We start from the raw sequence: 23,106 nt of genomic DNA, 5'->3' as shown, positions 1-23,106 counted from the left end.
ATGAGCAAGCTGTTTTCGGAAATACTGGCCCAGTGCCTGGACGATATTAAATCAGGACGCGCCGGAATTGAAGAGTGCCTGGAGCGGTACCCGGCATTCCGTGAGGAACTGGAACCATTGCTGAAGCTGGCGGTCGATATTCAGCCGCCGGAGGTGGAGCCGACGAATGAATTCAGGGCAGATACCCGGGCCGCGCTTATTAACCGGATAACCAAGTTGCCGGCGCCTGTAACAAAACCGCGGGCTCATCGTCTAAATAAACAGAACCAGGGATTCCATCCCTTCAGGAGGTTAAAAATGATACCTGCTATTATCAGTATCGTACTGGCTGTATCCATGGCCGGCGGGGGCACGGCTTACGCCGCACAGTCCAGCCTGCCGGGAGACGCCCTTTATAATGTAAAAATGGCCACAGAAGAAGTAGGGCTTGCGTTTACCTTCGGTGACTCTGCTAAAGCCGAACAAAACCTGGTTCTGGCTCAACGGCGCATCCAAGAAGCTGAAAGCCTGATGAATCAGAACCGGCCTTCCGATATCCCCGAGGCTGGCCGGCAATACGGCAACACTATGGAAAGGCTGGAGGTTATCCTGGGAAACGGTCCGGAAGGTGTTGACACTACTATTTCAGATCGCGTGGCTGAAGCTACCGGACAACACTTGCTGGAACTTAACGATATTCTGGGCCGAGTACCGGATGAAGCTAAATCAGGCATAGAAAACGCCATAAATGCTTCAATCAAGGGCCAGACCAGGGCTCTTGAAGCCCTGGCGTCCGCTGACCCGGTAGGCTCGACAGAGCGCTACCTGGGCAATATGGATAAACTGCTGAACCAGCTGGAAAACATGGCCGGAGAGGGTAATCCGGCCGTAAGCCAGGTAGCTGGGGAGCTGGAAGAACTGGAAAATTTCGGAGCTGCCATTTCGGAAATCGCCCAGGGATTGGGAACCGGCGAATCAACAGTTGACGAACTGCTTGAGGCCGCCCATGCCATCCACCTGGAAGTTCTCAACCGCGTATATGATATGGTTCCGGAACAGGCTAAAGAGGCCATTGACCGGGCGCGGCAAAACATTCCGGGATCGGGCAACGGAAACCCCGGTCCGCCTTCTGACTTACCGGTAAATCCGCCGGGCAATACGGAAAGCGGTGATTCCGGCAACGGCAATAACGGCGGAAACCCCGACCCGACAGACCCGCCGGTGACAGCACAGCCTGGCCCTCCGGTAGAAACCCCCTTACCGACGCCCGCTTAAATAACGCATTTGAAACTTTTGAAACTATTGAAAAAGACCCTGGTGGATTTGTTTCCACCAGGGTCTTTCCTTCTAGTAACCTTGTCCAAGGAAAGTTTGATTTTTACCCCTGCGGCACTTCAAGTTTGAACTGGATATACTGCAATACGTCGCTGCGTGATATCAAACCGTATAATTTACCGTCCTGCATGACCGGCAGCTGGTTGTAATCATCTTTTTGCATTATCTCCAGGGCCTTGCTCAGCTCCTCGTCAGCCCGGATAGTCTGTACCTCGTCTTCCGTTCTCATGATTTGACGCACGCTCTCAGCTGCCCATGATTCCCGGGGGACTTTTTTCACGTCTGTTATTGTAACCAGGCCTTCCAGCCTGTCATTCCTGATTATCGGCAATGCGCGCTGGTTGGCGGTGAGAATCTTGGACATCGCCTGCTCCACCGTCAGGTCATCACTGATAGTTATGACATTGGTGCGGGCGACATCGCTGACCTTGACTCCTTTAAGCGTTTGACCAAGCACCGTTTGCTGGTAAGAAGCCGTGGCCGCCGAGGCCAGGAACCAGCCGACCAACGCCAGCCATAAACCGCCGATGCCGATAACAAACGCCAGAGCGATGCCGCCGAAAATAAATATGTAGGCGATTATCTGTCCGGTGCTGGAAGCTATCTTGGTGGCTTTCAAATAGTCTTTGGTGATATGCCAGATTATGGCGCGGAAAACCCTGCCGCCGTCCAGCGGAAAGCCCGGCAGCAGATTAAACGCGCCCAGTATCAGGTTGATCTGCGCCAGGTAAACCACCACCGCGCTGAACGCGGTTGCCGCCTGCCCTCCGGCAAAGTACATGGTAAAAAAGATAGCGGACAAGCCGAAACTTACCAGTGGGCCGGTTACAGCCATCTTGAATTCAGCGCCGGCAGTATCCGCTTCCTTGGTCAGGTTGGAAACCCCGCCGAACAGGAAAAGGGTGATGCTCTTAACCGGGATTCCGTTGCGCCGGGCTACAATGGAGTGCCCGATTTCATGCGCCAGTACTGAAGCGAACAGGCTCAGGCTTGATGCCGCCCCCAGCAGCCAGTACACCACCGAATCGCGGCCGGGCAATATGCCCTCAAGCGGGAAATAACCGACCGCTAGAGTCCAGGTAAGAAAAATAAAGATAAACAGCCAGGATAAATGAATACCTATCTCAAAACCCAGAATGCGACCTAAACGAAATGAAGACTTCATAAAACGCCGCCTTTCATCAAGCGCCCGTGCGTGTTAACTGGATAATTAAGGAAAAGGCTCTTTAATAAAAGTATAGCAACAAGAAGCTGAAACATAAAAACTGACCTGGCCCCGGTGTTTTTATGTTTTTCTATGGCGCGCCTGGAGGGATTCGAACCCACGACCCTTGGTTCCGAAGACCAATGCTCTATCCACTGAGCTACAGGCGCGGGGAAAGCTTATTGGGGTGGGTAGTGGGGATCGAACCCACGATCTTCAGGGCCACAACCTGACGCCTTAACCACTCGGCTATACCCACCGCGCAGACAGTAATTATAGCCGTTTCCGGCGTCCGGTTTCAATTCAGGCCGGTTTATGCCCTTTTTGGACGTTTCCCGCCCCGGTAGAACTGGGGAATGATCAGCAGCGCCGCCGCAGAGGAGATAACCATGGCCACCCACATTACCGCCGAGGCCTGGATATGAATCAGAAGCGGCGAAAACAGCAGCACCGAAAGCCCGATGCTCAGTCCGTAGGCATTGGCCAGCACCGGCCGGGACACCGAACCTATAGCCGCGTCCACCGCCTCACTCCCTTCCAGGCCCTGCCGTCGGAAATAGTATATGCCGGTTATGAGATGGATGGAGTAGTCCACTCCCACGCCGATGACAATGGCCGAGAGGTTGGCCGTCAGCACATTGAGGTGGAACTGGCTGATAACCAGGAAAGTCAGCACCGCGGCAATGGTCAGGACAATGGGCAGTAAGCCCACCAGGGCCGCTTTCAGGCTTCTTAAAGTAATCAGGAGCATGACAAACACCAGCGCCAGCGCCAGGCCCAGGCTGCGCACCTGACTGTTGACCACTATCTGGTTGAACTCGTCAAACAGCACCGGCATGCCGGTGATTACCCGCACCGAAGGCTCATTTGCCGTCCATTCCTTGATGTTTTCTATCTCGTCAGCTTCAATGCCCGTCGGGCGGATCATCATTCGGTATCCCTCCTGGGATATCCAGCTGTCGGCGCCGTCGCCCAGCTGATTCAGGAAAGCCTGCACCATGGCCGGATTTGCCGGGTACCCTTCCGCGCCGGTGTTCATCCGGCTGAAGCCGGCTATCAAGTCAAATACCGATGTAACGCTCTTGATGCCCGGCTGTTCTTCCATTTCCCGTTCCACCGCCAGCAGTCGGCTGGCTTCCGCCGGGTCAAAAACCGCTTCCGTGCCGGCGTCGGTAACCATCTCGCCGAAAAGCGGCTGGGCGCTGCCGAAGTTTTCTTCAATCTGCGCCGAAGCCTGCCTTATCTCCGAGTTTTCCTTGAAAAACATCAGCTGGTTGGAAACCACTTCCAGCTGCGGAATATACACAAAGGCGGCCACCGCTATGGCGGCAAAGACCGCCAGTATCGGCATTCGGTGCCCGGAAGCGCGGCTGACCAGTGTGCCCAGCCGGTGCGCTTCCGCCGGCGGCGCCGTGGCCTTTATTTTCATGTGACTCAGCAGTGCCGGCAGCAGGAAAATAGCCAGCAGGCCGGCGTAGCCGATGCCCAGGGTTACAAAGAGACCCATCTGCCGCATCGGCGCGGCGTCGCCCCACATCAGCGAGGCAAAACCGGCCATGGTAGTCAGTGTCGCCAGCACAATCGGCGTACCCACCATTTTCAGCGTTTCCCGGGTTGCGGTGGCCGAATCTCCGTGCTTGGCCAGGGCTTCCTGGAAATGGCTGACGTAATGCAGCCCGTAGGCGGAACCTATAACGATAATGAATATCGGCGTAATCACCGTAACCAGTGAAAGCTCGTAGCCGCCGTAGAAAATGGTGCCGAAGGTCCACAGCGCGCCGAACCCGGCCGGCAGCATGGCCAGCGGCGTCAGCCGCCGGTGGCGCAGGATGAAATAGAACACCATCATTATCAGGCCGACGGCAAACGGCAGCAGGATGAACAGTATGGTAACCAGGTAACCGATGATGGTCTCGGCAATTACCGGGTTTCCGGCCAGTGACAGTTCCAGTTCCTGATAATCGGCAATAATCGCCCGCAGTTCTTGCACCACCGGCTCGGAGTCGGCGCCGACTTCCAGGCCAACCACGATAATGCCGCTTGAACGCCCTTCCGCCAGGAACTGGTCGGTCATGAAGTACTGCTGGTCAATGAACCGGGCCAGCGTCTCCGCGTTCTGGCCGATAAACTCCGCCGTAATCGGCACCGGCTGGCCTTCCAATGATATCTGCGGCGGCAGGAAACTCTGCACCTGGCTGACGTCATCCGTCCCGGTCATGTCGCTTTGCAATTGATAAATGTTCAGCAGATTTTGCTGGCTGAGCAGGCTCTGGTCGTCTTCTACCAGCACCGTTACCGCTTCGCCGGTATCATATCTTTCGTTGAGTTGGAAATAGGCGGCTACTTCGGCGTTGTCATCGGCAAAAAAGTTCAGAAAATCAGTATCCAGGCTGAACCGGAAAAAAGACAAGAGCGCCAGGATATTGGTCATCACCACCAGGGCGATGATCAGCTTGCGGCGTTTGATCACAAATTCGGCGATTTTTTCCATATTAGACTGGCTTTCTTACCATGATTTGTCCCAATTATCTTTCCACTTCTTTCGGCCGGTGTCAATCATCTTTTGTAATATACCTGGTACAAAACAGCAAACTGGCCGCATTATGTAATGCGGCCAGTCGCCATTGGGCTGGATTGAACTCTGATTATATCAGTTGTACCTGCGCCGAAGCAGGAAGAAACCCAGGAAAACCACCACCAGGCCGGCGCCGTTGCCAGTGAACAAGCCGTAAAGAGTATTTCCATTGGCACTCCCAAAGCCTTCACTCTCGGTCCCTCCCTGACATTACCCATGATAACAGGTAATCCACTTCCAATAGTCATTGCGAGTGTCGCCGAAACAACCTCGGTTCCCTCAAAACTTTCAACTGAAAAAACTAACCACTTAAAACGGCATTGAGCCTTTGAATTTCCCTTCTCCTTTAGGCTAAAAGTGTAATCTTTCCCCCTTGCGCAAATCCGGTTCTTATGCTATCATGCGTTCTAATATTTAAATGTCTTTATAAAAGATTATACGAATCTTTTTACTTTTTCCACGGTAGCAAGTAATCCCATTCCTTTCAGTTTAGAGTTTGAGCATTGTAGCTTTAATATAGTTTGTTATTGGGTGCTTGAGATTTTAGATTTCACCTGGCTTCATTTCGGTCCTTTGAGTTTGGATATTAGATCTTGTTTAGCATTTAGAGCTTAGATATTAGTGCTTCCCGCGTAGCGGACCAGTCATTGCGAGCCTACGGCGAAGCAATCTCGGTACCCCTCAGTTTGTCATTCTCGGCGAAAGCCGGGAATCCATAAACTGAAAACTAAAAACTGCTATCTACTGAGAACTGAAAACTGAGAACCATAAACAAACCCTTTGAATTATTTGAATATGTTTGAATTGGCAAAACGACTCACGATTGGAAGAAAAAATCTCAAAGCTGGAAAAGAGGAGTCGTTTCTGTGAGGCACCATCAGGTGTGCGGAAACAAAAACAATTCCCGCTTCTCCGACTGGCAACTGTAAACTTAAAAACTGAATACTGACAACTGTGAACTACTAACTCCCGAAAACATCATTGAACTATCATTCAAAAATGTGCTATAAATAACCAGTTTTGCTTTGAGGTAAGTGTAAATGTCCAATATAAATATCCCCGCAGATAATTCCCGCCGGGTAGTCATCACCGGCATGGGCATGGTCAGTCCGCTGGGGCTGAGCGTCGAAACCACCTGGGACGGACTCATCAACGGCCGCAACGGCATAGACTACCTGACTCTGTTTGACGCCTCGCCCCTGGAAACCCGCTTCGGCGGTGAGGTCAAGGGCTTCGAGCCGACGGATTTTATCAACCGGAAGGACGCCCGCCGTATGGACCGATTCGCCCAGTTGGCAGTGGCCGCCGCCCGCCAGGCGGTCGATGACGCCGGGCTGGATATTGAAAAACAAGGCGAGGAAATCGGCGTAATCATCGGCTCCGGCATCGGCGGCCTGGGAACCCTTTTTGAACAGACCAAGATTTTCATTGAAAAAGGACCCAACAAAATAACCCCTTTCCTTATCCCCATGATGATCGCCGACATGGGCGCCGCTCAGGTGTCTATCGCCCTGGGGCTGAAAGGACCTAATTTCTGCACCACCTCCGCCTGCTCTTCCGGCTCCGATGCCATCGGCACCGCCTATGAGAGCGTCAAACAGGGCCGCGCCGATGTCATGCTGGCCGGCGGCACCGAGTGCGGTATGAACCAGCTGGCTTTCGCCGCCTTCAACGCCCTCAACGCCCTGTCCACCGACAATGACGACCCGCACCACGCTTCCCGACCTTTTGACGCCGGCCGCACCGGATTCGTCATGAGCGAAGGCGCGGCGGTGGTTATACTGGAGGAACTGGATACTGCCCTGGCCCGGAATGCCGACATTATCGCCGAGGTTATCGGCTACGGGGCCAGCGGCGACGCCTTCCATATTACGCAGCCAATTGAAAGCGGCGAAGGCGCTGCCCGGGCCATGAAAATGGCCATCAGCCGCGCCGGCATCAAACCGGATGAAATTGACTACATCAACGCCCACGGCACCTCCACCCAGCTGAATGACAAGATGGAAACCAATGCCATCAAGACCGTCCTGGGCGACTACGCCTATAAGGTCGCCGTCAGTTCCACCAAGTCAATGCTGGGCCATCTCATCGGCGCCGCCGGGGCTACCGAGGCCGCTGTCTGTGCGCTGGCCATTAAAAATGGTATAATTCCGCCGACCATAAATTACACGACGCCTGACCCGGATTGTGACCTTGATTATGTACCCAACACTGCCAGAAAAGCTGATGTCCGCACCACCCTGTCCAATTCATTTGGCTTTGGCGGTCATAATTCCGTGCTCATATTGCGGCAGTATAAAAAGGAGTAGCCCGTGCGCGGCGCCCGCTGGCACCTAGCCGACGGCGCTGTTCCGGAAGCGCTCAGCCGTCATTACCCCGGCCTGATGGCCCGGATTCTGGCCAATCGCGGTATCAACGATGAGACCGAGGCCGAGCTTTTCCTGTCCGGTGATGCCCGCCTTTCCGCTGACCCCATGCTGCTGCCGGATATTGAACCGGCCATGACCCGCATTTACCGGGCGGTTCTGGCCAGTGAGCTAGTCGTGGTCTACGGTGACTTCGATACCGACGGCATCACCGCCACCGCCCTGATGGTCACCGCCCTGAAATGCCTGGGAGCCGATGTCAGTCCCTACATACCGCACCGTATGACCGAAGGTTATGGCCTCAAAAGCGAAGTCCTTAAAAAAATGGCCGCCGATGGTGTTCGGCTGGTCATAAGCGTGGACTGCGGCGTAAGCGCTGTCGCGGAAGTCAAAGCCGCCCGCAAGCTGGGACTGGACATTATTGTTACCGACCATCACCTGGCCACCGGAGAACTGCCGCCGGCGGTCGCCGTGGTCAATCCCCGCCGCCCTGATTCCCGATATCCGTTCAGCGAGCTGTCCGGCGCCGGGGTAGCTTTCAAGGTGGTCGAAGCCCTGTTCCGGGGCATGGGCAAACCTCTGCCCCGGGAGCACTTCCTGGAACTGGCCGCGCTGGGAACCATCGCCGACATCATGCCGCTTACCGGCGAGAATCGCTACCTGGTCAAAGAAGGCCTGAAACACCTGAATGACCACCCTTCGCCGGGGTTGCTGGAGATTATCAACCTTTCACGCCTCAAGCCCGGCCAGCTGGAAGCCGAAAGCATCTCTTGGACGGTAGCCCCCCGGTTGAATGCTGCCGGACGTCTGGACCACGCCATCGCCGGTTACAACCTGCTCATGGCCGCCGGCGTAGAGGAGGCTGCCCGCCTGGCGGCTGAACTGGAAGCCCAGAACGCCGAGCGACAGCGGCTGACCGCGCTGTATGTGGGTAAAGCCCGGGATAAAGTGCTTTCGGAGCCGCTCAAACCGCTCCTTTTTATTGAAGACGAAGAATGCCCGCAGGGCATACTGGGGCTGGTAGCCGGACGGTTAAGCGACGAGTTCTTCCGACCCAGCGTCGTGGTTCGCTCCGCCGGAGATATGGCCACCGCCAGCTGCCGCTCCATACCGGGATTCAATATCACCGAAGCCATCGATCAATGCGGCCACCTGCTGTGTCACTACGGCGGCCATGCCCAGGCAGCCGGTTTCAGCGTAAGACCAGCGGACCTGCCGCGTTTGTCGGATATGCTTAACGAAATCACCGCCAAAGAACTTGAATCACTGGATTTGCAGCCGATACTGAAAGTTGACGCTGAGGCTAATTTAAGGGAACTCGGAGGAAACCTGTTCAGTATGCTGCAGCAGCTGGCTCCTTTCGGTGAAGGCAACCGCCCGCCGCTTTTTGTCTCCCGGTGCGTCACCGTGACTGACTACCGAACCATAGGAGCCGGCGGCGACCACCTGAAGCTGCGCCTGACACAGGGAGACGCTGTCTGGGAAGCGGTCGCCTTCCGGCAGGCGGAGGAGATTAAAAAAATACTGCCCGACCCGCTTGATGTAGTGTATAATCTGGAGCTGGATCGCTACAACGGCCGCGAAACGCTGAGATTGAATATCGTGGACTTCGCGCCGTCAGTCTGAAACATAAGAGGCTGAAATGAACGAAACGGTAGCTGTTATCATCGCCCTGCTGGCCGCCTATCTGGTCGGCAGCGTCCCCCTGGCTTATATGATGGGCAGATGGGTCAAGGGTTTTGACATCCGCCAGGTCGGTACCAAAAACATGGGCACCATGAATACCTTCTACCAGGTGGGTTTCTGGCCCGGGATGCTGGTGCTGACCGTCGATATCGGCAAAGGTGCTTTGGCCGTGGCTATTGCCCGGCTGCTGGAAACACCGCAGCTGGTGGAACTGGCGGCCGGTATGATTGCGGTTGTCGGCCACGTACTGCCGGTATGGCTCAAATTCAAAGGCGGCAAGGGCGGTGCCACCTGCATCGGTGTACTGGCTTACCTGATGCCGTGGGGAATCCCTATTTACCTGGCCGCTTTCGGGATATTCCTGCTGATAACCAAATTCCCCACTCTCAGCTACAGCATCGCCTTCGTAACTTTCTTTTTCGCCGCCTGGCTGATTTATGACTCGACGCTTTACCTGGTTTATACCCTTCTGCTGCTGCTGATACCGGGGCTGCAGTACATAATGAGAGTCAGGCAGATAGGTGAGAAATCAACCGGTTTCCGTGACGCGGTATTCCGTAAAAGTATCCGTGACCGCCGCTGAGCGGGCTTTTACAAAGCCGAATATGAATACGGCAGAAGAGATTTAGTATGCTTTATGCCTTATTTTGGCGTTTCTTCTTTTTGCCGTCAGGCCCGTAATAACTGGGGTATAGTTTGGACAGGCAGTCCGGGCAGATGCCGTGAGTGAACTCCGCCTCGGAATGATTGCTGATATACTTTTCCACGCTGCTCCAGTAACCCTTGTCGTCACGGATTTGCTTGCAGTTGGCGCAGATGGGCAGCAGTCCGGACAGCGTTTTAACTTCGGCCAGGGCTTCCCTTAACTCGGCTTCAACTTTCTTGCGTTTGACTATATCCTTCTCCAGCGCGTAGTTGGCCTCGCTCAAGTCACGGGTGCGGTCCCGGACTTTATCTTCAAGCGTCCGCTGGTATTCCAGCAGCCGCTTTTTACCCTGCTCATAGCCGTTAATCAATCCAACGGCACCCAGGCCTACCAGTCCGATAATGAGCATTTCCAGCAGGAGGTACGGATGCCAGTTAGAGGTCAAAAATACGATGGCATACGGTACCGTAACAGCCCCCAGGATAGCCCAGAAGATAAAACCAATATTGAGACCGAAGCGGAAGGTAGCCAGTGACACCACAGTCAGGAAAACTATCTGCTGCAGGGCGAAAAAAGCCAGCTGAACTTCATCGCCTACCGGTACCTGGCCTCGCAGCAGGTCAATATAGACTGCCAGGATAAATACCAAACCTAATCCGGTAATCAGCCAGAATTGTCGGTTGCGAAATAAATCCTTTTCCATCTTAAAATTCACAATCTAACATTATTTCATAAAACCCGGGGGTTGTAAAAACTTATGCAACTTGATCGTCGCCGGATTCACTGTGGACACCCAGCATATTTCGCAGTAGAAACACGGCAGCGGCTTTATCCAGCGGTTCATTATTGTTGCCGCACTTTGGTGACTGGATGCAGGCCGGGCAGCCGGTTTCACAAGGACATTCAGCTACCGTCTTAAGTGCCGCTTCCCATAACTGCACTATCATCTCATACCCTTTCTCGGCAATGCCCACCCCGCCGGCATGGGCGTCATGGATGAAAACCGTGGCCGTACCGGTATTCGGGTGCAGTACTGTAGACACGCCGCCAATGTCGTTGCGGTCGCACAGGGCATAAAGTGGCAGAATGCCAATAGCCGCGTGTTCCAGCGCGTGCAGCCCGCCGCTGAAATCCAATTTCCCCTTCAGCGAATCCACGGCCTCAATCAGGCTGTCCGGTATTTCAAACCACAGCGCCACCGTATTAAACCGCTGCGGTGGCAGCGTCAGCGGCTCTTCACCCAGCACTTCCTCGGTAAACTGGGCTTTGCGCCGGAATCCGATAACAGTAACAGTGACTTCCACTTCCCCCAGGTATACCGGAACACCGCGGATAAATCCCGAGCGAGTTATTTTTTTTACTTCCAGCTCGGTAATATCCTTGCTCTCCGTATAGTAGGCTTCATCCGTCAACTCAACATGAGCGGTACGGGTATCCGTATCAAGCGAACGCACAATATAGGATTCGCCCTGGTGCAGGTATATGGCCCCGGGGAAAAGCTGGAAAAAAGCGGTTTCGGATGCCAGCATTTCCAGGAAAGCCCCGGTGCCTCGGTCAATGACCGTGTAATCATTACCTCCTGAACCCCGTAAACTGACTTCACCGGCCGGATAAGCGACTTCAGCAGACGGATAGAAACTGGATCGCCGCTCCTTGAGCAGACCCTGTTCTAAAAGCTTACTCAGGTTATCCCGGTAGCCGGCCCCGAATAATTCGGCATCAGCAGCCGACAGAGGATACTCCCAGGCCGCACACAATAGATGACCAGCCGCGATATATCGGTTGTCAGGGTTGACCAGCGCCGCCTCTGCTGCGCTGCTGAAAAAGAATTCCGGGTGGCGCATGAAATACTGGTCCAGCGGGTCGTTGCGGGCTACCATTATACTGAGCGACCGTCGCTGAGTGCGGCCGCTGCGGCCGGCTTGCTGATTGGCCGATGCTATGGATCCCGGATAACCGGTAAGAACAGTGGCGTCCAGGGAACCGATATCTATACCAAGCTCCAGGGCGGAAGTAGCCACCACCCCGTCCAGCTTACCCCCAAACAGTTCAGCTTCAATCCGGCGCCGGTCTTCGGCCATATAGCCGGCTCGGTAGGCCTTTATCCTACTGGCCTTTTCCGGTGCCTTGCCGGCCAGGCGCTCCCTGGTGTTGACAAATACCACCTCGGCCAGGCGCCGTGTTCTGGTAAAGACCAGGCTGCGTATACCGCGGGCGACCAGGTCAGCAAACAGAACCGTAGCTTCAGCGGAAGCGCTGCGCCGCTGGTTTTTGGCCGCATCGGTAAGCGGCGGATTCCAAAGCATAAAATCCTTGCCGCCGTAAGGTGAGGCGTCACTTTCAATAACGGTAAACTCCAGGCCGGTCAGCGCCGCCGCGAACTCTTGTGGATTACCGATAGTCGCTGAGGTCATAATAAACTGGGGAGTACAGCCGTAACGCCGGCAAACGCGCCGCAGCCGCCGCAGTAGAAGAGCCAGGTGTGACCCGAATACACCGCGGTAAAGATGGGCTTCGTCGATAATAACGTATTTTAAATTGGACAGGAAGCGCCGCCAGTTCTGATGGTTGGGCAGGATACCGACATGCAGCATATCCGGATTAGATAACAGGAATCGGGTATCGCGCCGTATGGCCGCCCGGTCAATACCAGGCGTATCGCCATCGAAAGCGGCAAATTCAGTATGCTTGATAACATCAGGGCAGAACAGCTCTTCGATGTGCCGCAGCTGGTCCTGTGCCAGCGCCTTGGTCGGAGCCAGGTATAACGCGGTGGCTGCCGGACTGGACGATAATGACTGCATAACCGGGAGGTAGTAGCCCAGGCTTTTACCGGAAGCCGCCGGAGTAACCAGAAACACGTTATTACCGGCAACAGCCGCGTCAACAGCCATAGCCTGATGCCGGTAAAGCGGCCATACCCCTTGTGCCTTGAGGCATGATTCCAATTTGGGATGCAGCGGTTGTTTTAAGTCTGCGTATTCCGCTGAACGGGGCGGTATCACTTCCAGGTGGGCTAACTGGCCGGCTGCTTCCGAGGAAGCGATAAGATATGTGACAAATTCCTTGATATCCACGTCAATAATCAATAATCTCGATGTTTGACTCCATCATTTCCAGGTCATAGCCGGAGGCGAAATGGAGGGCCTTATTAAGCACCTCATTGGTATGGCGCTTATCATTGGACAGACAGGCTACCCCAATAACCGCCGTCTGCCAAAGATCATTGCCGTCAACTTCAGCCGCGGAAACATTGTAACGGTTGTTGATTTGGGCTACCAGTGAACGCACAATTTTTCTTTTTTCCTTGAGAGAATGACTTTCAGGTAACTTGATCTGAAACTGCATAACACCTACGTTCATGTATCAACCACCTGTCGTGTTATTACCGGATAAAGCTGCCCTGAAAGGGATTTCTCACCGGTGACGGCTAAATATTACGCTTAAAACGGTACCCTATATTACGCACCGTTTCGACATAGACTTGGCCGAATTCCTCGATTTTAGCCCTGAGCCGACGTACATGAACATCAACGGTACGGTCACCGCCGAAGTAATCATAACCCCAGACTTTATCAAGTAGTACTTCACGGCTGAATACTCGTCCCCGGTTGGAAGCCAGGAATTTCAGTAGCTCATATTCACGAAAGGTAAGCTCTACCAGCGCCCCGCCAATGGTAACTTCGCATCTGGCAATATCAATCGTCAACTCACCGGCTGATATAATATCACTTGAAGGAGCGGCATCCGCTCTGGAAGCGATTCTGCGGATGCGGGCCAGCAGTTCATCAATATCAAAAGGTTTGAGGACAAAATCAGTAGCGCCGGTTTCGGCAACCAATTCGGACAGGCGATGGCGGAACAGCATCAGGACAAAATATGGCTGTTTTTCCGGATTCTTCAGTTCAAGTTCCGGCCATTCACCGTCGGTCGGAACGTCTAAAATTACCAGCCGGGGAGAGTGCCCGGCTGCCTGTTCAGCCGGAGCGTCACCGGGATTCTCAAGAGTGCAAACGTAACCTTCCCTGGAAAGACGGGTTTTAAGTTCCCGGGTCTTGTCGGTTTCTTCAGCCAGTATTAGTATTTTAAACAAAATCTACATACGTTAAAGGGATTAGTAGGAATACATTCGACCATAGGGACGCAGTGTCTTGGGATACAGCTTGGTAAACTTCCGCTCCATAATCTGGGCAGGATCGCCTCCAAAGTGACCACAATACTCTTTAACCAAACCCTCAAGCACCTGGCAGTCCGAGTCTTCAAGTTCCGCCACACCTACTTCTTTACCCAGTTGGTGGGGTTCAAAACCCCCGCTTATATATATTACCCCGGCATGGAGACCGGTGCCAATAAAGCTGGCTTTATGCTTCTCACCGTCCTTCAGGCCAAGCCCCAGGACCACCAGCACCCCTCCAGCCATATATTCTCCCAGGAAGTCCTGGCCGGTATCGCCGACAACCATGACGGATCTCTTGTCTTTATACTCTTTCATATGTATGCCGGCGCGATAACCGACATAGTCACGGATAAATATCTTGCCCCCGCGGGCTGCCATGCCGCATATATCTCCGGCATGACCGTGAATGATAATCTCACCGGCATTCATGGTATTGCCCATGCAATCCTGGGCATTACCGAAGACCTCAATGCGGGAACCGTTCATGAAAGCCCCCAGGTCATTACCGGGTGTTCCTTTGATAGTAAACTCCATAGGACGCGACAGATCGGTGGCAATATATCGCTGGCCGCACACATTCTCCAATTCAACGCGTTCCACGCCTTCATCGGCCAGCTGCCGCAAGCGTTTATTCAAGTCGCGGTAATAAACATCCGTAGTATCTATCTTGACCGCTTTGGGGCCAGTTGTTGTTTCTATCATATTAGTCGCCAGCCATCCTTACGCCTAAAATTTCCAGCTCTTTCTCGGTGAGTCCGTAACCACGCAGATGCAACCGGTTACCGCGTAGGCTTTCCAGGGCATTAACACCCATGCCACCCAGCATATCTTTGATTTCCAGCGACCAGCCGCGCAGCAGGTTAGCCGCCCGCCTAGCGCCGATTTCCGGGTTTACTCTCTTGGTCAGTTTAAGGTCTGAAGTGCACAGTCCCCAGGCGCATTTGCCTGTATGGCACTGCTGACAAAGCCGGCAACCAAGCGCTACCAGTGCAGCCGTACCAATGTTGACCGCGTCAGCCCCCAGGGCGATAGCCTTGGCAACATCCCCGGAAGAGCGTATCCCGCCGGAAACTACCAGCGATGCCTGGTTGCGTATCCCTTCCGCGCGAAGACGACTGTCAACCGCGGCCAGAGCCAGTTCTATGGGAATGCCCACATTGTCACGGATAACCTTGGGAGCCGCTCCGGTAGCCCCTCTGACGCCGTCGAGCACAATCATGTCAGCTCCCGCCCTGACCATACCGGAGGCAATGGCCGGTGAGTTATGCACCGCGGCAATCTTAACCGATATGGGTTTTTCATAATTGGTCGCTTCTTTCAGCGCGTATATAAGCTGAGAAAGGTCTTCAATGGAGTAGATATCATGCTGCGGCGCCGGTGAAATAGCATCGGTTCCCTGCGGGATCATACGAGTCAAAGAAACCTCAGCCGATACCTTCTCACCCGGTAGATGTCCGCCAATGCCCGGTTTGGCTCCCTGGCCTATTTTGATCTCGACTATCCGGCCGGAACGCAGATAATCAGAATACACTCCGAACCTTCCGCTGGCTACCTGCACAATCGTATTATCCCCATATTTGACTAGTGAAGGGTGCAGACCGCCCTCTCCGGTATTCCACATAGTGCCGACCTCGGTGGCCGCCCGGGCCAGCGATTCCTGCACATTAAGGCTCACCGCGCCATAGCTCATGGCAGCGAACATAATGGGCACTTCCAGTTTCACCTGAGGCGCTATCTTTGTGGCCAGACCACCTGTATCAGGGTCAATCTCGATGTTATCCGGTTTGCTGCCGATATAAGTACGCATTTCCATAGGCTCCCGGAGCGGGTCGATGGAAGGATTGGTAACCTGGGAGGCATTAAGGACCAGGTGGTCCCAGTAGATGCGCGGTGTTTTATCAGCACCCATACCGGTCAGCAGCATTCCTCCCTGCTCTGCCTGTTTCTGTATATCTTCTATATACTCTGGCTTCCATCCGGAGTTTTCCTTATATTCCAATGGATTGCGCCGGACAACCAGGGCATTAGTCGGGCAAAAAAGCACACAGCGGTGACAACCTATACACTTGCCGTCGCGACATTTTATATCATCGTCATCAGCATCATAGTAGTGGCTGTCAAAACTGCACTGGTTGACGCAAACCTGGCATTTAATACATTTATCCGGATTACGTTCAACAATAAATTTTGCGGGTACCAAAGTTCTCATCTGCTGGCTCCTTATTGCCTGATAGTAATGCCTTTACGGCTTAAATAATCTTTAACTTCATTGATGGAATAGGTTCCATAGTGGAAAATACTGGCAGCCAAAACGGCATCCGCTTTGCCCTTGACTAATGCATCATATAAATGTTCCGGGGTCCCGGCTCCTCCGGAAGCAATCAGCGGCACCGATACTTCCTCGGATATAATACGGTTCAGTTCATTGTCATACCCCTGCTGATGACCGTCACTGTCAATACTGGTAACCAGTAACTCCCCGGCTCCCATCTCTGCGGCTTTTTTTGCCCAGGCGACCGCGTCAAGACCTGATTCCTGGCTGGCGGAATGAGTTCGCACTATCCATTGATTATCATTAACTCTTTTAGCGTCTATAGCAACCACAATGCACTGACTGCCGAATTTTATTGCACCTTCTGTAATCAGCTCCGGACGGGCTACTGCCGCTGTATTAATAGCTACCTTATCCGCTCCGGAAAGCAGCATCTGGCGCATATCATCAATGGTACGAATGCCTCCTCCGACGGTTAAGGGCATGAATACCTTTCCGGAAAGCTCTGAAATGATGGACGCCATCGTTTTCCGGCTCTCCACTGTCGCCGTTATATCCAGGAACGCCAGCTCATCGGCCCCCTGTTCATAATAAAACTGGGCCAGTGAAACCGGGTCACCGGCATCACGCAAGTTAAGAAAACTCTGCCCCTTAACCACTCGCCCACCGGTAACATCCAGGCAGGGAATAATCCGTCGCGTCAACACTTCAGGCCACTCCACCAGCTATGGTTTCTTTTTTCCCGCCGATGGGATGCTTCAGTGAACCGATAACCGGCTGTCCTCCAGTGGGAATCCAGGCCTTGTCCAATTCCGGGCAAATCAGGCGAATAGCTGATTCCTCGCTGGAAAGATATAGCATACTGCCCTTTTCACCGACAGTCAGCGGCCGTAAACGGATACGATCGGTCAGACCTATCATTTCCCCTTCATGAGCAATAATAATGGTAAAAGGCCCATTCATGAGCAAGCTTCCATAAACCTGACGCAATGCCGTCAGTAGTTCCCTTTGCTCCGGAGGGCGCCGTTCAATCTCGGCCCATAATGGCGGCGCAAAAATCTCGGCCATCACTTCAACAGGTAAGTTATGCTTACGTACCAAAAGGTCAACGGCGTAAGCCACTACTTCAGTATCCGTCTGAAGTGTGCAGTGATATCCGAATTGTTCTAGATAGCGACGATTTATACCGTAGGAAGATATTTCTCCATTGTGCACAACTGTCCAATCCAAAATGTTGAACGGATGCGCCCCGCCCCACCATCCGCGAGTATTAGTCGGAAAACGCCCGTGAGCGGTCCATAGATAGCCGGTATAATCTTCCAGGCAAAAATACTCGGAAATTTCCTCCGGGTAACCAACACCCTTAAAAGCGGCCATATTTTTCCCGGAAGAAAAAACATATGAATCTTCGATGCGGGTATTGATTTCCATTACCTTGGAAACAACATAATCATCCGGGGAAATCTTGGCATCCTGTGATGCTTTATCAGCATCCAAAAAATACCGCCAAACCAGCGGCGGATTCTTGATAACCGCTACCGGTTTGGTCGGCACCTCTTCCGAATGATGCACATTGAAATGTTCATTTAGGAAAGATTCGGTGCTGGCCTTGCCTTCCTTGCTATCATACATGATATGGAAGGCATAATAATCCGGATACTGCGGATATAGACCATAAACCGCAAAACCACCCCCCAGTCCGTTGCCGCGGTCATGCATATTGGCGATAGCACGAGTTATGTCTTTGCCGGAGAAACACTTACCGGAGGTATCCATCATGCCAAAAATAGAGCAGGCATCAATGACCTTGCCATCACCGAACGTATTGCTTACACTGGTTAGATCCTTCATCTGTTTTAATTCTCCCCTGTTTTCACCCGGCCAGCGGTCGCCCCGGTCAATCTTTCTTCAATAATCTCCCGCGGCAGTTGTGCCAGACCAAAATCATCAGCCAACAACTTGTCCTTGAAAGCCGTAACCTTTATCCGGTCGCGCATCAAGCCGAAGTATATGCCGGCTTTGTCGATATCACCGACAAAAATCATACCGACTAATTTATCTTCACTGTTAACTATCAGCTTCCGATAAACTTCATCCCTCTCCTGGGTTAACACTTCATATTCACCTTCCGGAGGAGGAGAAGCCATACCGGCCGTAGCCAGTTCAAGACCAAAATAATTAAGCGAATTCATCGCAGTGCCGCCGCGATATTTAGTCGGCAATCCGGCCATATTGTAACCAGCCACTCTTCCGCCGATATAAGCGTTAGGCCACACTGGAGACAATCTGCCGGCGCCATAAACATAATCATAAGCCTCACTGGCGTCTCCGCAGGCATAAATATCGGTCACGCTGGTCATCATATGATTATCAACTACAATACCCCTGTTGATATTGATTTCCTCCGTCTGGGCTAGTTCAACCCGCGGAAAAACGCCCACGGCAACCACCACCATATCACAGACCATTTCGTGTCCATCATCGAACACCACGCCGGTGACCTTGTCTTCGCCCATGATTTTTGCCACTGTCCGACCGGTCATTATATTGACTCCATACTTTTTAACCGCGTACTCGGCTACCCGACCGGCTGGCTCATCCAGGATGGTATTGAGAATATAATTCTTCATTTCCACCACAGTAACCTTCAAACCACGTTTGACCAAGGCCTCGGTAGCGCTGATTCCAATCAGGCCACCCCCAATAACCACCGCCCGGCGGGCTTCCGGCAGATATTCTTCCAGTTTTTTAGCGTCGGCCAGGTTTATGAAATTAAAAATACCCGCCTTGCCCATACCTTCCATTTTAGGAATGATCGGCTTGCCCCCGGTCGCCAGCAACAGCTTCTCATATCCGATTTCAGACCCATCGTCCAAAGTCACTGTGCTTTTTGAAATATCCATCTTGTAGGCCTTATGACCCAGGCGCAGATCGATATCTTTTTTTTGGTAGAAGTCGGTCGGTCTTATCCTCATCCCGTCAGGGTCATATTCACCGGTGACATATTTAGAAATGAGAGGACGTGAATACGCAGGATAAGGCTCCTCACCAACGATAGTCATTGAACCGTCCGGGTCAATTTCTCGTATGGCTTCCGCAGCCCCCACGCCTCCGGCTGAATTACCGATAATCAGATATTTGGTTTTCATTGATTTACCCTACCTATTGTCTTCAAAAAATTGTCGTACATTCGGAGCCCTGTCGGGCCGCTCTTTTCAGGATGAAACTGTGTTGCCGTGATATTATCACTGGTTATCATTGAAGCGAAGCTCAGACCATAATCAGTTACCGCAACAACATTATTCTGATCCAGCGGTTCAACATAGTAACTATGGACAAAATAAAAATAGCCGTTATCGCCGATACCCTCAAAAAGCGAGCTGGACTGTTTTTGTTTCACTTGATTCCAACCCATATGGGGTACTTTCAGTCCCGGGGGCAAACGACGCACCCTGCCCGGCAGCAGCCCCAGGCACGGACAACCACCGCCTTCTTCAGTATCCTCAAACAAAACCTGAAGCCCAACACATACAGCAAATAGAGGCGTCTTTCGCTGGTTGAGTTCCAATATGGCTTTATCAAGCCCCCTGGACTTCAAGGACTTTACAGTATCCGCAGCAGCGCCGACACCCGGCAAAATTACCGCGTCAGCCTCAACTACCTCATCCGGGTCACTGGTAATTGCGGCCTGATAACCCAGCAGAGACACAGCGTTGAAGACTGACCTCAAATTGCCGGCTCCATAATCAATAATAGAGATCATAATATCTATTTTTTCTCGGCTGTCTGAGTATTTTCATCATTGATGAGCACGATCGCCTCGTTAGGGCAATTGGCTACACAGGCGGGAATTTCCAGGTCGGGACAAAGGTCACATTTTTTTACAACTTTGGTCAACTTATCTTTAATTAAAGCACTATTCGGACACGAAACCACGCATGTCCAGCAACCGATACATTTATCGGGGTCTGAAGTTACAACTCCAGTTTTCGGATCTTTGCTCATTGCCCCGGTCAAACAGGAATAAACACACCAAGGCTCATCGCAGTGGCGACATGGAACAGAGAAGCTGGTTTCATTCTGACGTTCTACCTTCAAGCGGGGCACCGCCTTGGGTGACTCTTTACGATATGCCTTTAAGATGTCCTTTGAGTCGGAATGCTGGGTAGCGCAATAAACCCGGCAAAGCCCGCAACCGATACAAACCTCTTTGCGTATATAGATCTTTTTCATACACCCCTGCTGCGCCGAAAATACGGCAGTCTTTTACCATATAAATATTTCATCAATTGTTACATATTATAGCTGATAACACCGTATATTTCAAACTTATTACCGGTTATTCGCCAGATATCGTACCGGGCACAAATCACTGTTACTATTGTACTTTGCTTATATAACGGCACTTTATATTATTATTTGCCGTTATTTTCAAATATAAATAACGGCGTAATCCCTCAAATTACGGCATACGGAAAATTTAATTTAAACATATTTTAGTTGAATCTCCAACTCGGTCGCTCAAGCATTTAGGCCTTCAAACAGTGTTTTCACCCCGATTCCGATTAATACCAAACCGCCTAACAGTTCTGCCCTCTTACCGATTAAATTGCCCAAACGCTTGCCAATCAAGAAACCAGCCAGTGAAACACAAAAACAAACGATCCCCACAAATAACGCAGCTGGAATAATAGCTACCTTCACAAAAGCAAAGGTCAAACCAACCGCCAGTGCATCAATACTTGTCGCCACAGACAAGCCCAATAAAGTCTTGACTTGGCTTATATCAAAGGCTTCCCGGTTGCTGTTTCCGGTTTCAAATGATTCTTTTATCATTCTTGCCCCGATAAAAACGAGCAATATAAAGGCAACCCAGTGATCAAAACTTTCAATCAAACCGACCACTGAACTGCCGACGGCAAAACCGGCAATTAGCATGGCAAATTGGAAAAAACCAAAATACCCAGCGACTTTAATCCGTTTACTATGGTCAAGAGCGCTGCCCATACTGACACTGCCGCTGATTGCAACCGCGAAACAATCAGCGGAAAGACCGAGCCCTATCAATAAAACCGCAAAAAAGTCCATAGGTGTCAGCCAGTCTATCAGATACTCAATTCATATTACAAACCTGGAGGGAGAAAGGGAGCCATCATTCTTTGATTTACTTTACATGGTATTACGAAGCGGCATCTTCAGCATTTTTCAGAACGCCGTACCGAACTCTTGTGTTGTTGCAATACTCAAGCTGTATAATTATCGTTGAATCAGCCCGATTAAAATTGTGCGGCATATCGCCAGCAAGCGTTATTTAAGTTCAGCGGATTCGCAGAATAAAACACCGCCCGGCGACAATTCGCAATCAACACAAAGACATTTATTGTTTGGGAAAATATTACCGGACGGTACCTTATTACCGCGCCGACAGAAAAGCACCGGTAATGAATCAACCTCGACTGACTCATCCAGCACCCAGGTCACAAGCTCACGAACACGGGCGCTGTTGCATTGCTTTCTCACTGCCTCCGAACAATCACCGCATCTGCATTGCAGTATCTCACTAGTATTCAAGAATAAATACCCTCAGCTGTTTAAATTATACTGATGTCAATACCATTATATTATTGTATAATGTAACTTATTATGGTTAATAACCACAAAACACATGCTGATCTAATTGCGGAAAACGAACAACTGCATCAACAATTAGCTCAATATAAAGCGTCCCAAACAGCTGAATACCGCTCCCTCAAAGAGAGCGAGGAAAAGTTCCGTAAGCTTTTCCACAATGCCAATGACGCTATTTTTCTTTGGGAAATAAAAAACGGCATGCCTGCGGAATTGATCGAAGCTAACGAGGCGGCTGCGCGGCGGTTGGGATATACTATTAGAGAAATCACCAAACTTCAACTAACCGATTTCTCAATGGATTCTCCAGAGAAATCGGCGGCTATTATGAGCCGCCTGCTTAAAGATAAACACGGCTCCTTTGAATCATCCCATAAGACCCGCGATGGTCATATTTTCCCTGTTGAAATCAACTCCCATGTTTTCACCTTGGGTAAAAAACAGGTAATACTATCGGTAGTCCGCGATATATCAGCTAGAAAAAAGGCTGAATCTGAACTCACTGAGCTTTACAACCGGGAAAAGGAATTGCGGCGGGCACTGGAAAACGAGATAAGTAAACGTATTGATTTCACCCGTTCTCTAGTGCATGAACTAAAAACACCACTCACTCCGATGATCGCCTCCGGAGAGGTTCTGCTGGAATTACTGGACAATGAGGATGAGCTTCGGCTGGCCGGTAATATTTATCGAGGAGCGCTAAACCTCGAACGCCGTATTAATGACCTGTTGGATTTCGCCAGGGGTGAGATGGGGGTTCTTAAAGTAAGTATACAGCCACTGGATATATCACCACTTCTTCTGGACCTGGCTGCTGAAGTATCACCACAATTTGACCGTAAGCAGCAATCACTGGAATTGGAAATTGCTGATAATTTACCGTTCGTCATGGCTGATGAAGATAGACTGCGACAGGTATTGCTCAACCTGCTTAATAATTCAGCCAAATTCACACCCCGCGGCGGACAAATTACCCTGGGGGCCAAAGTAAGTGGTAAAATGCTTCAGCTAAGTGTAGCTGATACCGGCCGGGGTATTGACCTGCCGGAACAGTCTAATATTTTCCAACCCTATTACCGGGTGGAAAGCGACAACGATTCCAACGACGGAATGGGGATTGGACTGACCTTATGTAAGATGTTAATATCTCTGCATGGCGGTGAAATCTGGTTCACGAGCAAAAAAGGACACGGCAGCACATTCTACTTTACTATACCGCTGTCCAATAACCAATAAAA

20 protein-coding genes and 2 tRNA genes are annotated in these 23,106 nt (G+C 51.7%); 5 read left to right on the top strand and 17 right to left on the bottom strand.

Going from position 1 to position 23,106, the window contains the following annotated elements; genetic code table 11:
- Entirely contained in the window at window positions 1-1,254 is a 1,254-nt protein-coding gene (locus tag ACZ48S_RS03340) for a DUF5667 domain-containing protein (RefSeq protein WP_464214058.1), read from the top strand.
- Window positions 1,255-1,357: 103 nt separating this feature from the next.
- On the opposite strand, the gene ACZ48S_RS03335 is transcribed toward ACZ48S_RS03340, so the two are convergent.
- The 4 genes from ACZ48S_RS03335 to ACZ48S_RS03320 all read right to left on the bottom strand — a co-directional run bounded on the left by ACZ48S_RS03335 (window position 1,358) and on the right by ACZ48S_RS03320 (window position 5,009).
- Window positions 1,358-2,479, bottom strand: a complete 1,122-nt coding sequence (locus ACZ48S_RS03335; protein ID WP_464214056.1) for a CBS domain-containing protein — start codon at window positions 2,477-2,479, stop codon at window positions 1,358-1,360.
- Window positions 2,480-2,612: 133 nt separating this feature from the next.
- Window positions 2,613-2,688 (bottom strand) — tRNA-Arg (locus tag ACZ48S_RS03330).
- A 13-nt stretch (window positions 2,689-2,701) separates the two neighbouring features.
- A tRNA-His gene (locus ACZ48S_RS03325) sits at window positions 2,702-2,777 on the bottom strand.
- A gap of 54 nt (window positions 2,778-2,831) precedes the next feature.
- Window positions 2,832-5,009 (bottom strand): efflux RND transporter permease subunit, encoded by a 2,178-nt coding sequence (locus ACZ48S_RS03320; protein WP_464214054.1) that lies wholly within the window; start codon window positions 5,007-5,009, stop codon window positions 2,832-2,834.
- Window positions 5,010-6,133: 1,124 nt separating this feature from the next.
- On the opposite strand from ACZ48S_RS03320, the gene fabF reads away from it, so the two are divergent.
- Genes fabF through ACZ48S_RS03305 form a run of 3 tightly spaced genes read left to right on the top strand, consistent with a single transcriptional unit; the run spans window position 6,134 to window position 9,728 of the window.
- On the top strand, window positions 6,134-7,402 hold the full coding sequence (gene fabF, locus ACZ48S_RS03315; RefSeq protein WP_464214052.1) for a beta-ketoacyl-ACP synthase II: 1,269 nt from the start codon (window positions 6,134-6,136) through the stop codon (window positions 7,400-7,402).
- Between the two features lie 3 nt (window positions 7,403-7,405).
- Window positions 7,406-9,085 (top strand): single-stranded-DNA-specific exonuclease RecJ, encoded by a 1,680-nt coding sequence (gene recJ, locus ACZ48S_RS03310; RefSeq protein WP_464214050.1) that lies wholly within the window; start codon window positions 7,406-7,408, stop codon window positions 9,083-9,085.
- Window positions 9,086-9,101: 16 nt separating this feature from the next.
- Window positions 9,102-9,728, top strand: a complete 627-nt coding sequence (locus tag ACZ48S_RS03305) for a glycerol-3-phosphate acyltransferase (protein WP_464214048.1) — start codon at window positions 9,102-9,104, stop codon at window positions 9,726-9,728.
- A 52-nt stretch (window positions 9,729-9,780) separates the two neighbouring features.
- On the opposite strand, the gene ACZ48S_RS03300 is transcribed toward ACZ48S_RS03305, so the two are convergent.
- The 13 genes from ACZ48S_RS03300 to ACZ48S_RS03240 form a co-directional block, all read right to left on the bottom strand.
- Window positions 9,781-10,494 carry a hypothetical protein gene (locus ACZ48S_RS03300; protein WP_464214046.1) on the bottom strand — a complete coding sequence of 238 codons (714 nt, stop codon included), beginning with the start codon at window positions 10,492-10,494 and terminating at the stop codon, window positions 9,781-9,783.
- A gap of 52 nt (window positions 10,495-10,546) precedes the next feature.
- Complete coding sequence (locus ACZ48S_RS03295) at window positions 10,547-12,868, bottom strand: DEAD/DEAH box helicase (protein ID WP_464214044.1); 2,322 nt, start codon at window positions 12,866-12,868, stop codon at window positions 10,547-10,549.
- A 1-nt stretch (window position 12,869) separates the two neighbouring features.
- Window positions 12,870-13,154, bottom strand: a complete 285-nt coding sequence (locus tag ACZ48S_RS03290; RefSeq protein WP_464214042.1) for a DUF503 domain-containing protein — start codon at window positions 13,152-13,154, stop codon at window positions 12,870-12,872.
- A gap of 67 nt (window positions 13,155-13,221) precedes the next feature.
- The gene (locus tag ACZ48S_RS03285) at window positions 13,222-13,884 is read right to left on the bottom strand and encodes a response regulator transcription factor (RefSeq protein ID WP_464214040.1); all 663 of its coding nucleotides are present in this window, start codon (window positions 13,882-13,884) and stop codon (window positions 13,222-13,224) included.
- 21 nt (window positions 13,885-13,905) lie between these two features.
- Window positions 13,906-14,670: a GltB/FmdC/FwdC-like GXGXG domain-containing protein gene (locus ACZ48S_RS03280; protein WP_464214038.1), complete on the bottom strand. Its 765-nt coding sequence runs from the start codon at window positions 14,668-14,670 to the stop codon at window positions 13,906-13,908.
- Between the two features lies 1 nt (window position 14,671).
- Window positions 14,672-16,177, bottom strand: coding sequence for a glutamate synthase-related protein (locus ACZ48S_RS03275; RefSeq protein WP_464214036.1), 1,506 nt, complete (start codon window positions 16,175-16,177; stop codon window positions 14,672-14,674).
- Between the two features lie 11 nt (window positions 16,178-16,188).
- Complete coding sequence (hisF, locus tag ACZ48S_RS03270) at window positions 16,189-16,947, bottom strand: imidazole glycerol phosphate synthase subunit HisF (protein WP_464214034.1); 759 nt, start codon at window positions 16,945-16,947, stop codon at window positions 16,189-16,191.
- Window position 16,948: 1 nt separating this feature from the next.
- Window positions 16,949-18,091, bottom strand: coding sequence for a class II glutamine amidotransferase (locus tag ACZ48S_RS03265; protein ID WP_464214032.1), 1,143 nt, complete (start codon window positions 18,089-18,091; stop codon window positions 16,949-16,951).
- 5 nt (window positions 18,092-18,096) lie between these two features.
- Window positions 18,097-19,389 carry an NAD(P)/FAD-dependent oxidoreductase gene (locus ACZ48S_RS03260; RefSeq protein ID WP_464214030.1) on the bottom strand — a complete coding sequence of 431 codons (1,293 nt, stop codon included), beginning with the start codon at window positions 19,387-19,389 and terminating at the stop codon, window positions 18,097-18,099.
- The gene (gene hisH / locus ACZ48S_RS03255) at window positions 19,386-20,003 is read right to left on the bottom strand and encodes an imidazole glycerol phosphate synthase subunit HisH (RefSeq protein WP_464214028.1); all 618 of its coding nucleotides are present in this window, start codon (window positions 20,001-20,003) and stop codon (window positions 19,386-19,388) included. Before hisH ends, ACZ48S_RS03260 begins: the two co-directional genes overlap by 4 nt.
- A 5-nt stretch (window positions 20,004-20,008) precedes the next feature.
- Complete coding sequence (locus tag ACZ48S_RS03250) at window positions 20,009-20,473, bottom strand: 4Fe-4S dicluster domain-containing protein (RefSeq protein ID WP_464214026.1); 465 nt, start codon at window positions 20,471-20,473, stop codon at window positions 20,009-20,011.
- A 288-nt stretch (window positions 20,474-20,761) separates the two neighbouring features.
- Window positions 20,762-21,328 carry a manganese efflux pump MntP gene (locus tag ACZ48S_RS03245; RefSeq protein WP_464214024.1) on the bottom strand — a complete coding sequence of 189 codons (567 nt, stop codon included), beginning with the start codon at window positions 21,326-21,328 and terminating at the stop codon, window positions 20,762-20,764.
- Window positions 21,329-21,547: 219 nt separating this feature from the next.
- Window positions 21,548-21,760 carry a hypothetical protein gene (locus ACZ48S_RS03240; protein WP_464214022.1) on the bottom strand — a complete coding sequence of 71 codons (213 nt, stop codon included), beginning with the start codon at window positions 21,758-21,760 and terminating at the stop codon, window positions 21,548-21,550.
- Window positions 21,761-21,883: 123 nt separating this feature from the next.
- Between ACZ48S_RS03240 and ACZ48S_RS03235 the strand changes: the two genes are divergently transcribed.
- Entirely contained in the window at window positions 21,884-23,104 is a 1,221-nt protein-coding gene (locus ACZ48S_RS03235; protein ID WP_464214020.1) for a PAS domain-containing sensor histidine kinase, read from the top strand.
- Window positions 23,105-23,106: the final 2 nt, after the last annotated feature.

This window comes from Dehalogenimonas sp. NIT-SK1, assembly GCF_055384165.1.
The sequence above is the reverse complement of the archived record's forward strand: the minus strand, read 5'-3'. Positions and strand labels throughout refer to the sequence as shown.

What these genes read in the sequence shown, in the direction of transcription:
- ACZ48S_RS03340 (WP_464214058.1), top strand. Translation starts at nt 1, where the DNA reads ATGAGCAAGCTGTTTTCGGAAATACTGGCCCAGTGCCTGGACGATATT.
- ACZ48S_RS03335 (WP_464214056.1), bottom strand. Translation starts at nt 2,479, where the DNA reads ATGAAGTCTTCATTTCGTTTAGGTCGCATTCTGGGTTTTGAGATAGGT.
- ACZ48S_RS03320 (WP_464214054.1), bottom strand. Translation starts at nt 5,009, where the DNA reads ATGGAAAAAATCGCCGAATTTGTGATCAAACGCCGCAAGCTGATCATC.
- fabF (WP_464214052.1), top strand. Translation starts at nt 6,134, where the DNA reads ATGTCCAATATAAATATCCCCGCAGATAATTCCCGCCGGGTAGTCATC.
- ACZ48S_RS03305 (WP_464214048.1), top strand. Translation starts at nt 9,102, where the DNA reads ATGAACGAAACGGTAGCTGTTATCATCGCCCTGCTGGCCGCCTATCTG.
- ACZ48S_RS03300 (WP_464214046.1), bottom strand. Translation starts at nt 10,494, where the DNA reads ATGGAAAAGGATTTATTTCGCAACCGACAATTCTGGCTGATTACCGGA.
- ACZ48S_RS03290 (WP_464214042.1), bottom strand. Translation starts at nt 13,154, where the DNA reads ATGAACGTAGGTGTTATGCAGTTTCAGATCAAGTTACCTGAAAGTCAT.
- ACZ48S_RS03280 (WP_464214038.1), bottom strand. Translation starts at nt 14,670, where the DNA reads ATGATAGAAACAACAACTGGCCCCAAAGCGGTCAAGATAGATACTACG.
- ACZ48S_RS03275 (WP_464214036.1), bottom strand. Translation starts at nt 16,177, where the DNA reads ATGAGAACTTTGGTACCCGCAAAATTTATTGTTGAACGTAATCCGGAT.
- ACZ48S_RS03265 (WP_464214032.1), bottom strand. Translation starts at nt 18,091, where the DNA reads ATGAAGGATCTAACCAGTGTAAGCAATACGTTCGGTGATGGCAAGGTC.
- ACZ48S_RS03260 (WP_464214030.1), bottom strand. Translation starts at nt 19,389, where the DNA reads ATGAAAACCAAATATCTGATTATCGGTAATTCAGCCGGAGGCGTGGGG.
- hisH (WP_464214028.1), bottom strand. Translation starts at nt 20,003, where the DNA reads ATGATCTCTATTATTGATTATGGAGCCGGCAATTTGAGGTCAGTCTTC.
- ACZ48S_RS03250 (WP_464214026.1), bottom strand. Translation starts at nt 20,473, where the DNA reads ATGAAAAAGATCTATATACGCAAAGAGGTTTGTATCGGTTGCGGGCTT.
- ACZ48S_RS03245 (WP_464214024.1), bottom strand. Translation starts at nt 21,328, where the DNA reads ATGGACTTTTTTGCGGTTTTATTGATAGGGCTCGGTCTTTCCGCTGAT.
- ACZ48S_RS03235 (WP_464214020.1), top strand. Translation starts at nt 21,884, where the DNA reads ATGGTTAATAACCACAAAACACATGCTGATCTAATTGCGGAAAACGAA.